The 13,819-nt window shown below is 40.2% G+C and carries 16 protein-coding genes and 2 tRNA genes; 3 read left to right on the top strand and 15 right to left on the bottom strand.

The window, feature by feature from the left end; all coding sequences use genetic code 11:
• Positions 1-10: 10 nt before the first annotated feature.
• Together LMB56_RS08105 and argS are read right to left on the bottom strand one after the other, a co-directional pair.
• Entirely contained in the window at positions 11-2,176 is a 2,166-nt protein-coding gene (locus tag LMB56_RS08105) for a PBP1A family penicillin-binding protein (protein WP_229283771.1), read from the bottom strand.
• Positions 2,177-2,343: 167 nt separating this feature from the next.
• Positions 2,344-4,032 carry an arginine--tRNA ligase gene (gene argS, locus LMB56_RS08100; protein ID WP_003668521.1) on the bottom strand — a complete coding sequence of 563 codons (1,689 nt, stop codon included), beginning with the start codon at positions 4,030-4,032 and terminating at the stop codon, positions 2,344-2,346.
• 359 nt (positions 4,033-4,391) lie between these two features.
• On the opposite strand from argS, the gene thiD reads away from it, so the two are divergent.
• Together thiD and LMB56_RS08090 are read left to right on the top strand one after the other, a co-directional pair.
• On the top strand, positions 4,392-5,207 hold the full coding sequence (thiD, locus tag LMB56_RS08095) for a bifunctional hydroxymethylpyrimidine kinase/phosphomethylpyrimidine kinase (protein ID WP_229277859.1): 816 nt from the start codon (positions 4,392-4,394) through the stop codon (positions 5,205-5,207).
• Between the two features lie 12 nt (positions 5,208-5,219).
• On the top strand, positions 5,220-6,158 hold the full coding sequence (locus LMB56_RS08090; protein ID WP_019252916.1) for an L-lactate dehydrogenase: 939 nt from the start codon (positions 5,220-5,222) through the stop codon (positions 6,156-6,158).
• A 52-nt stretch (positions 6,159-6,210) separates the two neighbouring features.
• On the opposite strand, the gene LMB56_RS08085 is transcribed toward LMB56_RS08090, so the two are convergent.
• Positions 6,211-6,281, bottom strand: a tRNA-Gly gene (locus LMB56_RS08085).
• 63 nt (positions 6,282-6,344) lie between these two features.
• Positions 6,345-6,617, bottom strand: a complete 273-nt coding sequence (locus LMB56_RS08080; RefSeq protein ID WP_003664174.1) for a hypothetical protein — start codon at positions 6,615-6,617, stop codon at positions 6,345-6,347.
• Positions 6,618-6,758: 141 nt separating this feature from the next.
• Between LMB56_RS08080 and LMB56_RS08075 the strand changes: the two genes are divergently transcribed.
• Positions 6,759-7,094, top strand: a complete 336-nt coding sequence (locus LMB56_RS08075; protein WP_003664176.1) for a hypothetical protein — start codon at positions 6,759-6,761, stop codon at positions 7,092-7,094.
• Here LMB56_RS08075 and folP read toward each other — a convergent pair.
• The 11 genes from folP to LMB56_RS08020 all read right to left on the bottom strand — a co-directional run bounded on the left by folP (position 7,060) and on the right by LMB56_RS08020 (position 13,713).
• On the bottom strand, positions 7,060-8,223 hold the full coding sequence (gene folP / locus LMB56_RS08070) for a dihydropteroate synthase (RefSeq protein WP_229283769.1): 1,164 nt from the start codon (positions 8,221-8,223) through the stop codon (positions 7,060-7,062). The two genes, LMB56_RS08075 and folP, sit on opposite strands and share 35 nt — an antisense overlap.
• Before the next feature lies 1 nt (position 8,224).
• Complete coding sequence (locus tag LMB56_RS08065) at positions 8,225-8,812, bottom strand: non-canonical purine NTP pyrophosphatase (protein WP_229283767.1); 588 nt, start codon at positions 8,810-8,812, stop codon at positions 8,225-8,227.
• Positions 8,802-10,061 (bottom strand): bifunctional folylpolyglutamate synthase/dihydrofolate synthase, encoded by a 1,260-nt coding sequence (locus LMB56_RS08060; RefSeq protein ID WP_229283766.1) that lies wholly within the window; start codon positions 10,059-10,061, stop codon positions 8,802-8,804. The genes LMB56_RS08065 and LMB56_RS08060 overlap by 11 nt, the downstream gene beginning before the upstream one ends.
• A complete protein-coding gene (folE, locus tag LMB56_RS08055) occupies positions 10,048-10,626 on the bottom strand; it encodes a GTP cyclohydrolase I FolE (protein ID WP_003664184.1) in 579 nt (192 codons plus the stop codon). The genes LMB56_RS08060 and folE overlap by 14 nt, the downstream gene beginning before the upstream one ends.
• A complete protein-coding gene (folK, locus tag LMB56_RS08050; RefSeq protein WP_229283765.1) occupies positions 10,608-11,120 on the bottom strand; it encodes a 2-amino-4-hydroxy-6-hydroxymethyldihydropteridine diphosphokinase in 513 nt (170 codons plus the stop codon). The genes folE and folK overlap by 19 nt, the downstream gene beginning before the upstream one ends.
• A 2-nt stretch (positions 11,121-11,122) precedes the next feature.
• Positions 11,123-11,482 carry a dihydroneopterin aldolase gene (gene folB, locus LMB56_RS08045; protein ID WP_324294730.1) on the bottom strand — a complete coding sequence of 120 codons (360 nt, stop codon included), beginning with the start codon at positions 11,480-11,482 and terminating at the stop codon, positions 11,123-11,125.
• A 63-nt stretch (positions 11,483-11,545) separates the two neighbouring features.
• Positions 11,546-11,941: an ASCH domain-containing protein gene (locus LMB56_RS08040; protein ID WP_229283763.1), complete on the bottom strand. Its 396-nt coding sequence runs from the start codon at positions 11,939-11,941 to the stop codon at positions 11,546-11,548.
• A gap of 76 nt (positions 11,942-12,017) precedes the next feature.
• Positions 12,018-12,101, bottom strand: a tRNA-Leu gene (locus LMB56_RS08035).
• A gap of 82 nt (positions 12,102-12,183) precedes the next feature.
• Positions 12,184-12,462: a heavy metal-binding domain-containing protein gene (locus LMB56_RS08030; RefSeq protein ID WP_003664194.1), complete on the bottom strand. Its 279-nt coding sequence runs from the start codon at positions 12,460-12,462 to the stop codon at positions 12,184-12,186.
• A gap of 344 nt (positions 12,463-12,806) precedes the next feature.
• Positions 12,807-13,484, bottom strand: a complete 678-nt coding sequence (locus LMB56_RS08025; protein WP_229283759.1) for a CPBP family intramembrane glutamic endopeptidase — start codon at positions 13,482-13,484, stop codon at positions 12,807-12,809.
• Positions 13,468-13,713 (bottom strand): hypothetical protein, encoded by a 246-nt coding sequence (locus tag LMB56_RS08020; RefSeq protein WP_003668533.1) that lies wholly within the window; start codon positions 13,711-13,713, stop codon positions 13,468-13,470. Before LMB56_RS08020 ends, LMB56_RS08025 begins: the two co-directional genes overlap by 17 nt.
• Positions 13,714-13,819 lie beyond the last annotated feature (106 nt).

Here is a 13,819-nt window from a genome sequence, read left to right as displayed (position 1 = left end):
TCATATTATCCTAGAAAAGCGATCGAACATTGCTCCACCATTGACTCGCCTTATTACCAAAATTATTTACTGATTGGTTGAAGTTATTTACAAAGTCGCCCCCATCTTTGAGGAATGATCCCCAACCTTTAGAGGAACCTTTTGTCTTTTCATTTGCCCGTGTTTGCGCATCTTCAACCGTGAATTTGGTTCCAGCAGTATTTGGCAAAATCGCACTCATTTCATTCTTGTAAAGGTAGTTAATACTCCGTTCAGAAATATCGTTTAGGGTGTGGCTTTGGTTGGTATCATCATAGCCTTCCCATGTTGCAACCACTACATCGGGCGTATAACCCACGATCCACTTATCACGATCATTGGAATCATCGCCTTTTACCCCTGAGTTTGTGGTCCCCGTTTTACCGGCAAGCGTATATCCACTTGGCTTGGCCGTTTCACCAGTTCCGTGATCAAATACGCCAATTAACATACTAGTCATTTCTTTGGCTGTCTTACCAGAAATGATCCGCTTATTCTTGCTACCATCATTTTTGGCGATCACCTTTCCAGAGGCATCTTCAATCTTGGTAATGTAGTGCGGGGATGGCATCAACCCATCATTGGCAAAGACCGCATAGGCACGAGCCATTTGTTGCGGTGATACACCGCGGGTCATACCACCGAGGGCTAAGGCAAGGTTCTTATCACCCTTTTCGACTGGCAAGCCAAACTTCTTTGCCATGTCATAACCACGATTGACACCGATCTTATTTAATAACCAGACTGCTGGGGCATTAAGACTCTCATAAAGAGCCTTATACATCGGCACCGTCCCGCTATAGGTATCATCATAGTTCTTTGGCGTGTAATTATTAGTTCCATATGATTGTTTCTTATCTTGAAGCGCTGAATCATAGAAATACCCATGCTCTAGGGCTGGGGTATATACAACAATCGGCTTAATCGTTGACCCGGGCTGCCGCCGCATCTGCGTAGAACGGTTAAATCCACGGAAGACATGTTTCCCACGACCCCCAACGACCGCGGTAATTCCCCCATTTTTCGGATTCATCGCAATCGAGGCTGATTGAACCATTGTGCCATCGGCTGAGTTCTGCGGGAAGTTATCGTCATCGTCATAAGTTTGCTGCATTGACCGCTGCTGATCCTGATCCAGGGTAGTATAAATCCGATAACCGTTATTCATAATATCTTTTTCTGAAATATGATAACGGCTTTCGGCTTCGGCAATGACCGCATCAAAGAAGTACGGATACTTATAACTATCATTTGGCACGTAGCCGTTGGTAATATTCAACGGTGTTTGCTTATATTGATCCGCTGCACTTTGACTCAGCTTATGATTTTCAACCATCAGCTGAAGAACCATATTCCGTCGTTGTTTTGTCGCTGTTGGATGTTCTACTGGGTCGTACATCCCTGGTGACGTCAGCATTCCGGCCAGGGTAGCTGCTTGGGGTACCGTTAGCTGACTGGCGTTTTCATTGAAGTAACGCTTGGCCGCATCTTGAACTCCCCATACCCCATGACCAAAGTAAGCATTATTGAGGTACATTGTTAAAATCTCATTTTTGCTGTATTGGTTTTCTACCTCAACCGCAATAAAAATTTCCCGGGCCTTTCGGGAGAAGGTCTGTTGTTGAGTCAAAAAGGCATTCTTAACCAGTTGCTGTGTTAAAGTACTACCCCCACCAGAGATATAGTCACGGTGAAGAAGTTTGTTTTTCACTAGTAAGAAGCCAGCCCGGCCTAACCCTTTGACTGAAAAGCCGTGTTCATGATAGAAGTTTCGGTCTTCAGTCGAGAGGACCGCGTTAGGAACGTTTGATGAAATATCTTTTAATTCCACATAAGTTCCCTTTTGAGCGTAGAGGCTCCCGGCCGATTGATTGCTACGATCATAAATCATTGTTGGCCGTTGCAACCGGTTCTTAAGATTTTTAACATCTGCAGTTTTAGCAACAAACGTCAAATGGATACTGGTAATTAAGAAAATTCCTAGAAAAATAACAATGATCCATCGCGTTAATTGATAACGATGCCAGAACTTTTTCAGCATCGCAACAAAGAGCTGCCAATAGTGTTTAAACCAAACTCGGAACGATGCCCAAGTCTTTTTTAACCACTCTATGATTCGCTCTTTCAAATCTGAATTAGATTGTGGTTCACGATTCATTAACAAATCTCCATTTTCATTTCAAAAAGCTGACAATTATTTTATCACATTTTGGCAAATGGTAAGCTATTTTCTCCGCCAGCTTTACCAGAAATTAAAAATGAAGAGACTGGAGAAAAGCTTATTCTCTCAAGTCTCTTCACAATAATATTTAGTAGTTATAACAATTACATCTCATCTGGTGCCTTGATATCAAGTAAGTCAAGGGCAGATTTGAGCACATCACTAACTGCTTGAGTAAGAGCTAACCGTGCTGGTTGAGCTTCGTCCTTATCAAGAATCCGAGTGTGAGCGTAGTATTGGTTAAACTTCTTAGCCAATTCAAGGGCATACTTAGCGATTACTGATGGATCGTAGTTTAATGCAGCCCGCTTGATTGCTTCGCTGTATTGGCCAAGGAAGCTGATTAATTCCCAAGCTTCAGCACCGGCCTTTGTCAAGTCAACATCACTAAAGTCCCGGATGCCACCCTTACGTAAGATACTCTCAGCACGAGCACGAGCATATTGAACATAAGGACCAGTTTCACCTTCAAACTTAACAACATCTTCAAGCTTGAAGTTAACAGCATTCCGACGGTAGTTCTTTAAATCGTGGAAGATAACGGCACCAACACCGACTTCTTTAGCAACTTCATCAGCGTTTTCAAGGTCAGGGTTCTTTTCGGCAATTTGCTTCCGTGCTAAATCAATAGAATCATTCAATACGTCTTCAAGGGAAACAACATTACCCTTCCGCGTAGACATCTTCTTACCGTTTAAGTTCATTAAACCAAAGGAGATGTGTTCAATTTGATCCCACCAGTTGAAGCCCATTTCCTTTAAGGCCGCACGTAATTGCTTAAAGTAAGTTTCTTGTTCGGCACCAACAACGTAGAGGGACTTAGCATGACCATACATCCGCTTCCGGAAAAGTGCAGTTGCCAAGTCACGAGTGATGTACGTTGTCGTTCCATTACTCTTGATGATTAGTAATGGTGGTAAGTTATATTCATCAAGGTCAACAATTTCTGCACCACGACTAGGCTTTAATAAGTCCTTATCCCGTAACAATTGGATAGGTTCTTCCATCTTTTGAGCAGAGAAAGCTTCCCCATTGAATGAGTCGAAATTAACATCTAGCATCTTATAAACACGTTGGAACCGTTCAAGAGAAACTTCACGGAACCAGTGCCAAAGCCGCCATGCTTCTTCGTCACCATGTTCAAGTTTAGCAAACCAGTTACGACCTGCTTCAGTGTATTCTGGATGTTCGTCAGCTTCATTATTGATCCGCACATAGTACTTAAGCAAAGTATTAATTGGATCCTTCTTAACTTCCGCTTCGTCTCCCCACATCTCATAAGCAGCCATTAACTTACCAAATTGAGTACCCCAATCACCAAGGTAGTCAATCCGAATCAAGTTGTAGTTAACTTTTTCAAGAATCCGGGCAACAGCTTCACCAATCATGGTTGAACGAAGGTGCCCCATTCCCATCGGCTTAGCAATGTTTGGTGATGAATAATCAATCGTAACATTTGATTGGTGACCAAGATCAATCTCACCATAATGTTCAGGATCTGCTAAGATAGTTTGCAAAATCTTAGCACCAACTTGAGCTTTATCAAGGAAGAAGTTGATATATGGTCCTGCAACAACTACCTTTTCAAAACCATTTTGGTCAACCTTTTCAACTAATTCACTTGCAATCATTTGCGGTGCCTTATGTAAGGTCTTAGCTAAGAAGAATGTTGGGAAAGCGTAATCCCCATTACTAGAATCTTTTGGCCGTTCAATCTTAGCTTCAATTTCTTTAACATCCATCTCTGGCAATGCTTGTGCCAATGCAGCTGCAACTTGTTGCTTATCGCTCATATATATTCCTCCTTATACTTATAAAAAAACGCCCCTAATAAGCATAATGCTTACTAGAGACGAGATTTACCCGCGGTACCACTCTAATTGAATTAGAATTCCACTCATTCATTGATTTAATTGAAATATCTGAGGCACGCCTTCACAAATCGAAAAGCCCCTAACTCTCATCAACAAAGGGTCGCTGTAGATTTCAAAATGCTACTACTCCTCAAATCCTATTTTCATACTCAATTATTATAACAAATTTAGGTTTAAAAACAAGGACTAATCTACGGGGTGAGTTATTGCTTTTCTCTTACTTATTATATGTTACAATTATTATCATTAAATAATAATGAAAGGTTGATGAGTTATTTATGACAAACCCTACAATTCAAGCTGTCACAATTGCAGGTCACGATTCGGACGGGAGTGCTGGAATGCCCGCTGACCTTCATGCTTTTTTTGCGGATGGCGTATATGGTCACGGTATTTTAACTGCCGCTGTTTCCGGAAATTCTTACGGGATCACCTCTTCCCAAGTAATGCCGCAAGAATTTATTGCCGAACAGTTTAAAGTATTAAGTGAAGATTTTGACATCAAAGCAGCCAAAACTGGAATGCTTGCTAATGACGATGTTATTAATGTCGTTGCTGATAACTATTCGCCTGAACATTTTGGCCCGTTAGTTGTTGACCCTGTGATTATTACTAAGCACGGTGCAATGTTGCTTGAACAATCCGCCTATGAACTATTTCGTGAACGAATTATTCCCCTTGCAACTGTTATTACCCCTAATTTCTATGAAGCACAAAAATTAACAGGAATTGAAATGACCACAGATGAAGAACGGGTTAAAGCAGCTCATTATCTTCAAGACTTAGGGGCAAAAAATGTGGTGATTAAGGGCGCGCATAATGATGATAGCCAAACAACTGTTGATGACTTTGTTCTTCTTGAAGACGGCGATAGCTTCTGGCTCAAAAAACCTTTTGTTAAGACTGATCGATTGAATGGAACCGGGGATAGCTTCTCCGCGATCATTGCTGCCGAGCTTGCGAAGGGAAATAATGTTAAAATAGCAGTAACAAAGGCTAAAGATGCCGTTTACGCAGCAATCGCAAATCCATTAACGGTTGGTCATAAATTTGGTCCAATCAATCATTGGGATGCGCAAAAGAAGCTGCATTAGGAGGAATTTTTGATGCTTGATACGTATAGGCACAAAGTTGTATTAATAGGTGACGGGGCTGTCGGCTCATCATTTGCATTTTCATTATTGCAGTCAACAAATGAAGTTGATGAATTGGTACTGGTGGATCGTACAAGGTCAAAAGCAGTTGGGGATGCGGCTGATCTTGCTGATATTACACCCCTGACGAACCCAGTAAAGATTTATGCGGGAACTTATGAAGATGCTGCTGATGCTGACGTGGTTGTTATTACGGCTGGGATTCCCCGTAAACCTGGTGAAACACGTTTAGACCTAGTTAATAAAAACACTACGATTCTTAAATCAATTATTGAACCAATTGTCAAAAGTGGATTCACTGGCGTTTTCGTTATCTCGAGCAATCCCGTTGATATCCTTACAACAATTGCGCAGCGAATCAGCGGTTTTCCTAAAGAACGCGTTATTGGGACCGGAACTTCTCTTGATTCAATGCGGCTACGAGTTCTCTTAAGTAAGAAATTACACCTATCTGTCAATGTCATCGATGCCTTAATGCTTGGTGAACATGGTGATACTTCTTTTGCGGCCTTTAATGAAATCACAATCGGCGGAAAAGCCCTCAACACAATTACTGCCCTTTCAAATACTGATAAAAGTGAAATTGAAAAAGCAGTTCACGAAGCTGGCAGTCAAATAATTGCCAATAAAGGGGCTACTTTCTACGGAATTGCTAAATGCCTCTCGTATATTACACGGGCAATCATCGAAAACCGTAATCTTGTCCTACCGATTTCGGCTCCGCTTGATGGGCAGTACGGAATTAAGGGCCTGTACTTAGGAACGCCTGCCATCATTAATAGTCAAGGAATCGGCCAGGTCGTTGAATATCCATTAACATCAGATGAAGTTAAAAAGATGCAACAGTCTGCTGAAGCAATGCATCAAGTTTTAGCGAAGATTGAGATCTAAAAAAAGCTGAGGCTGGGAGAAAATTTTCTCTCAGCCTCAGCTTTTTTATAAGAGCGGGTAACGAGAATCGAACTCGCGACGCAACCTTGGGAAGGTTGAGTTTTACCACTAAACTATACCCGCATTAACTAACTAAGTTCAACACTTAGTTAGTATATACCTCTTCTAATTATTTGTCATCTTTTTTTAAGATTTTTTTGAAGATTTAGCATCTTCTGCTGTTTCTTCGTCATCCTTTTTTTCTTCACGAGGAACAGCTTTTACCATCTTAGCTTCTTTTTGGCGAATAACAGCGCGGCCATTTAATTCGTTAACCCCGCTTTTATCAGACGGATCAAAATCTTGGATAGATACCATAATTGAATTAGTATAAACCTTTTCAACAACACCAGAAAATTCATGTTCGAGGGGACCGAATTTCTTTCCTTTTACAATATCGCCAATTTCAAAATCTGCCACTTGATTTCACCTCAAATATTATTTATTTTTACGCAAGCAATATACGTACCATACACTTTTTTTATTATATTTTCAAGTCAAAAGCATATAGTCAGTTTCTCTCATTAATGCTAAAATCAAAGCCGAAAGGAGTTTACCCATATGTTAAAAATAATAGTGGCGGTCTTAATCATTATTTTGATTCTCACCACTACCACTGGTCTGCATGCAAAAATTGAACGGAAAGTGACTAACTGGCTTGAATTAAGCCGTTTATTCTTTTTCCTTTTATTGACCGCTTCGATTGTCCACACCTTTCTTCATTTTAAAACTCAGCTTCTGAGCAACCTAGTATGGATCATCTTTTTAATTCTAATCTATATCTTAATGGAAACTGCTTTCCGCCTTAAACGGGAAACATTTGGCAATCCCTATCTAACAGCCTTACTTTTTATTGCCCTTATTATTGCCTTTGGGATTGGCTGCTGGTGGATCTAAACCAATAACTGTTTTCAATAGTGTCAATCATTTTCACTAACTGACTAGTTTCCTCAACATCATGAACTCGTAAAACATGACCGCCTCGCAAATACATTGCTGTCTCAGCAATCAATGTTACGCCGAGACGGTCTTCTTTTGCTAGATTAAATAATTTTTGACCAAAACCTTTTCGGGATATCGCAACCATAATCGGGCGCTGGAGGTAATTAAGCTGGTCAATGTTGCGCATCATCGCATAATCTTGGTAACCATCCGCAACCTTTGCATACCCAATTCCTTGGTCTAAAATCACTCGGTCAAGATCAATGCCAGCAGCCGCTATTGTTCCAAGATTGTGTTCAAAGAATTTCTGCATCGCTACGGTAAGGTTATCATAGTCATGGGTTCGGCTGCTATGCATCGTTACCATTCCAACATTTGCCTTAGCCATCAAAATTAGTTTTTGTTTTGAATTAAATGCCTGCACATCATTGATAATATCTACTCCGGCCTTAATTGCCGCTGCCATTACTGGGAGTTTATACGTATCAACTGCGATCGCAATCTGGGGATAGTTTTCACGAAGAAGCTGAATAGCCGGCATAATTCGCGCAATTTCTTCTTCCGGATCAACCTCTTTAAAGCCACCCGGTTTCGTAGTTTGCCCACCGACTTCAATTACGTTTGCCCCAGCTGCCACCATCTTAGCAATTTGACTAGCAATAGCGGAGTGGGATTGAAATTTACCCCCATCATAAAATGAGTCAGGAGTTACATTTAAAATTCCATAAATCACCGGTTGCTCTGTCAAATCAAAAATAAACCGGCCTGCACGCCAAATAATCTGGTGACGATGGTAAACCTGCTCAAGAGAAGCAATTAATTCTTGGTCATTTTCCCACCGCTCTTTCACCTGCGCTATTAGTTCTTTTAGGGAAAGGAGCGGGAAAGAAAATTCTACGCGCTTTTCAACACAAGCGACGGGGGTATCAAAATGACGGATAAATCGCTCTACTATTCCAGCCGTCTCCACATCTGAACACTCCCACGTCAATAAAAGCTGCTGATGGCGATTAACTTGGTCGGCTAAGATCGCGGACACTAACTTCGAATGGTCTTTAGTAACTAACTTTTCAGTAACTTTCATTTCATTCTCCTAATTGATCTAATAAATTTTTAACAGCTCGTGCACGATGTAAATAAGAAATGCGGGTCGGCTGGTCCATTTCGGCAAGCGTTTGTGATTCGCCAGCTGGAATAAAAATCCGATCAAACCCCGTCGCATTGACTCCGCGTTCGGCATGAGCAATTGTCCCCTTTAATTGACCATGAGCCATTTTAACCACTTGATTATTTATCACTAGGGCAATTGTTGTTTTCATTATAAATTGTCGGGATTTACCATCGACTAAATGGATCAAGTAATTATTTAAATCACCATTAGGAACTTCTTGCGCCAATTCCCGCGCTGTCTGCACCCCGTATCTTCTAGGAAAAGCCGGGAGTTCTAAGCCAGAATCATCGGCAATTATTTTTGCTGCCGGTAGTTGTTGACTGATGAAGAGGGCCTTCTCCTTTGCGTTTTCTTCATAGCTCACTGTTGATTCAGGAGGAAAGGTTTGTTGCGGTAAGTTTTTTCGATACCCCTCACCATGTTGGTGGTAAAAATTTAGAATGGTTTCGATTTCTTTAATTTTATGAATATTATGGGTTGCAATAATAAAATTATTTTTCATCTAAATTGGCCTCGATATCTTTAATCGTATAAAAAGAACCCGTTACAACAATTAAATCGTTCGGCTCCGCAATCTTTTTTGCCATCACTAACCCTTTTGGGGGATTATCAGCAATAATCGCTTGAGGCAAAGCTGATTTTAACGCACTTGCATTAAGAGCGCGGGTCGGATGGTCAGGAGTAGTAATTATTATCTCATCTGCCATTTGCTGATAAATTTTAACCATCTGACTAATATTTTTATCAGCGAGAAAACCAAGAACCATAATTACTTTATTATGGGGAAACTTAGAGATAGTTTCGGTAAGTTGCCTGGCTGCATCTGGGTTATGGGCCCCGTCCAAAATAATAGGGGGATGATCAGCGATTTTCTGCATTCGACCAGCAATCTTCACTGTCGCAAGCGTCGATAATAAAGGCTGCCAAGAAGGAACAAGTCCCCGTTGAAAAAGAAAATTAAATACACTGATAACAGTTCCCAAATTTTCACTTTGGAAAGTCCCTAATAAATTAAAAGGAACTTTATAAATTTTATGATTAACTTTCAGGATTGCTTTCCCATCAACAATTAACTGGGCATCTGCTTGCATTAATCCTACTCTTTGCTGCTGGGCCTTCTCTTTAATAATTGTGAGAGCGTCGTTTTCTTGGTGCGGCGCTAAAAATACTTGCTTAGTGCCGGTCTTGATAATTCCTGCTTTGGCCTGGGCAATTTTGGCAATCGTTGGGCCCAAAATCCGTGTATGGTCAAGGGCAATATGCGTTATCACACTAATAAAAGGCGCACTGATAATATTGGTTGCATCATCTCGACCGCCTAAACCGCATTCAATGACTGCCCAATCTATTTTTTGATCCGCAAAATATTGCAGCATTATCAGGGTCCACCACTCAAAAATGGTAATGTCATCAGGTGAAAGATCAGCGGGTAAATGTTCGGTAATCTTTTGGTAAGTCATTGCAAAATCTTTTTTACTAATTAAATGGTCATTAACCTTAACTTGCTCCCGATCATCTACCAAAGCAGGGCTGCTAAAATAGCCGACCCGGTAGCCAGCATTTTGCAACCCCTGTTCTAACATTGTCCCAGTCGAGCCTTTTCCGTTTGTCCCCGCAATATGGATAATTTTAAATCGCTGGTCAGGGTTTCCTAAACGAGTAAGAATTCGTCGCAAAAATTTTACCCGATCCCGTTGTCCTCCCAGCATTTGGCGATTAAAGCCCGCGTTAATTTGTTCATAGGTCTGCACGATAATTCCTCGTTTGATTTAGAAATTCTTGTTTCAAATCACGGTCAGTCTTAAATTGGCCTGTAAACTTATCAGTATAAGTAAATTGACCAGCCTTATTAACACCCCGCATTTCCATACAAAGGTGGCGGGCCGCAATGGTTACTGCAATCCCGGCTGGATCAAGAATTCGTTGCAACTCGGCTACTAAATCAGTTGTAACGCGTTCTTGCATCCCCGGTTTTTTCGTTACAAAATCTAACAACCGGGGAATTTTACTAAGGCCAATAACTTTTTTATCTTTGGGAACATAAGCCACATTCGCGTATCCGAAAAAAGGCAGCAAATGGTGTTCACACATTGAATAAAAAGGAATGTGTTGCACTAATACCATCTCCGGCACATCATCAACATGGAAAACCTTATAGTTGGCCATTTCTTCTGGTTGATGATTAAGAGAAGAAAAAACTTCTTGGTACATTTTGGCAACGCGTTGGGGTGTTTCTGCCAATCCTTCTCGTTCAGGATCTTCACCGATTGCAATTAATAAATCTTTAACAGCCTTTGCTATTTTTTGTTGGTCCATGAAAATACCTCTCGTCCATATATCTTTTTAAGCCAATTATGGTCTGGAGTCTTATTTAACAAATGATCCAATTGTTGATAATAAGGATCATTTTGGTTAGTAATTTCGCGCATTGGCAATAAAACAAACTGTCGGTTAGCCATTTCTGGATGAGGGATCGTTAGCGTTGGTGTTTTGATATGTTGATGACCAAAATCAATGATATCAAGGTCAATTGTCCGTGGTCCCCAATGAATAAGTCGACGTCGATGTAACTCCTGTTCGATATTGTGAAGGTGGTTGAGAAGCTGCTGAGCCGTTAAACCAGTCGCAATCTTAACCGCAATATTGTAAAAAGAATCTTGTTTCACGCCCCCCACTGGTTCTGTTTCATACACTGAGGAGATTGCTATAATATTAATCTTAGGTGGCACATTTAACAGCTGAATCGCTTTTTGAAGGTTCACTAACCGGTCGCCCATATTACTGCCAATGCTTAGGTAGGCTTCAGTCATAATTACTTGCTCCCTGCTACTTCAATTTCGACATTATCGAAAATTCCGGCGATCGGCACACTATACTTTCGGATGCGAACACGAATTCCATCAAGCATCGGGTATATCTTGAAAAGCTCATGTAATAAGTTATTAGCAAGGCTCTCGATTAAATTGTAGTTATGATGGGCAACAAACTCCGCGATTGTTTCATAAACATCAGCATAACTGACAGTTTCCTCTAATTCATCAGTTTTAACCATCGTTTCAATTGGATAGTCCATTTCACAGTCAATTTCAATTTTTTGACCAAGCTTTTTCTCTTCCGCAAACACACCATTGTAAGTATTAAATGCCATGTTGTTAATTCTAATCTTTCCGATAAGCTATTGCCCCTTCATTTTTTATTTTCTATCATAACGCATAAGTTAGTTGGTGAAAATATCTTAATAGATTAAGGGAGCAATCTTTTCCTGGTACCATTGCTCACCAGCTTTTGAGAAAGGATTAGTGAACGGCGCAGGTTTAATCAAACGGTCATCGACGTTAAACAATTTTAACTGTCCCTTAACTTTTAATGGTTCAATCCAATAAGAACCACCTTCCTCAAAGGGTGCAATCACCCATGCATAATATTTTTGTTCACCGTCATATCGTTCCTCAATTCCAGTGATTTTAGCAACACATAACGCATGACCAGCTACCGCCCTACGTGTCTTCTTCGCACTATTGCAAATTAAAAGATCACCACGATATTTAGTTGTCCATGTCCGGTACTCTTCTGTTTTTGTGCCATTTAAGATTGCCATTCCATATTCGGAATGAATTGATAAAGCTTTCATCTTGGTCTTCCTTTGCAGTTTTATTTCAATATAAAGAAAAAAGCCCGGCAAATTAATGTTTACCGAGCTGTTATGATGCTTCAGGCAGGATTCGAACCTGTACATGGATAACCATACAACGACCTGAACGTTGCGCGTCTGCCAATTCCGCCACTGAAGCACTAACTATTTTGTAACATTATTAAGTATACCGAACTCATCAAAAATTACAAGTATTTTTATTGGCAATCCTCAATTTACTCTTATTTAACAAATTGAATCATTGTTCCATATGCGGTTAGGACCAAGAATTTGGGTGCAACCTGCATATTAGCAACATCCGTAGTAAAACGAACCCCAACAACACCATCTGCACCTTTTTCACTGGCCCGCCGCTTTAATTTTTCTTGAACATCACTAAATAATTGATCCATGGACTCAAATGAATCAATTGCTTCGGTAGGCATCGCCAAATGACTGGTGGCATTAACAATCCCTAAAATGCGGTGAGCTTGTGGAAATCCCTCGGTTGATAAAAACATCTCGCTATCCTCCTAAAATCACTACCACTTTAAAATAACAAAGAGGCCGGAACATTTCCAGCCTCTTTTGTTTATTGCGGAAAGAATCTGCTACTTTGCTAGGGAACTAATTATTAATTCATTTTTGATTCTAACTTCCGCAAAGTCGCATTTATATCATCAACCTAGTGCACCCTGGTGACCTTATTACATAAATATTCAGTCTAAGATTTCATGTCACACTTATGTTGCTTCTAGCCTACTAATAATTTCTTCGGTGCTAGATTGATATAGGAGATCTTACCACTCTAATCTTTCCACACTTATAATTTACCACCGTGTGTAAGCGATTTCAACAATTAACTTTAGACAACTTGAACTAAGAGAACATACATCGCAATCGCATTATTAATCATATGAATTGCAATTGAATTTCGTATGTCGTCCGTTCGCAAATAAACATATGCCAAAACCATTCCCATATAAGCATACATCAAAAAGCTAATGGGGTTAGTACTCATATGACCTGTAGAAAAGATTACCCCCGAGAGGATAACTTTCGGCCAGATGTTGCCACGCTTAAAAAACATATTTGTCAATGTACCACGAAAAATAAATTCTTCAGCAATTGGACTTAAAACAACTGCCGAGAAACAAAATACGATCGTGATCACTTGATTATGGCCAAGCATACTTCCCAATGCCGCGTTATTTGCTGTCTCAGTTTGATGATAGATAAGTTTGTTAAGATAGCTAAGGACATCCATTCCCAAAACAATTGCTAGGTAACCACCGATAATCCAACCAACCTTTATTCCCGCTGGCTGCCCTAATTGGTTATAAGCTTCATATGTCCGGTGTGCCCACCAAATAATCGCTAACATTAAACCGATGAATAAGGCCATAAATCCGTCCACAATAAGCTGATTGGTTTTTGAATAACGTAAAGCAAAATTAACTGCCATCGGGGGAACTTCAATTGCAATTAGCATCAGTGCAATTAAAATCACCTTAGATGTCCACTGTTTAATTACTTTTATCATTATTTTTCTCTTCCTTTGCCCGTTTCTCACGCATTCGTTGGATACTCCACCGGGTAGAAATTTTTGTCACAATGATATTTGCAACTACGAAACCAATTACCCAGAGAAGGTACATCACCCAACCAGAAATATAATTTTCAGCAGTCAACCATACTAAAAGCGCAAAGATGATAAACGGCGGAATGACCACCTTAAGAATAAATTCTGCTTTCACAAAGAAAACCTCCATTATTATTTGTCCAACAGTTTACTAAATCAACATGTAAAGTGCAAGGGTACTAAGAAGGCTGAGAAAAGTTTTCGCTTTCCTCAGCCTCACCATTTTTAATTTATAT

Origin of the sequence: Limosilactobacillus reuteri (assembly GCF_020785355.1) — a bacterium.
Lineage (GTDB): Bacteria > Bacillota > Bacilli > Lactobacillales > Lactobacillaceae > Limosilactobacillus > Limosilactobacillus reuteri_I.
The sequence above is the reverse complement of the archived record's forward strand: the minus strand, read 5'-3'. Positions and strand labels throughout refer to the sequence as shown.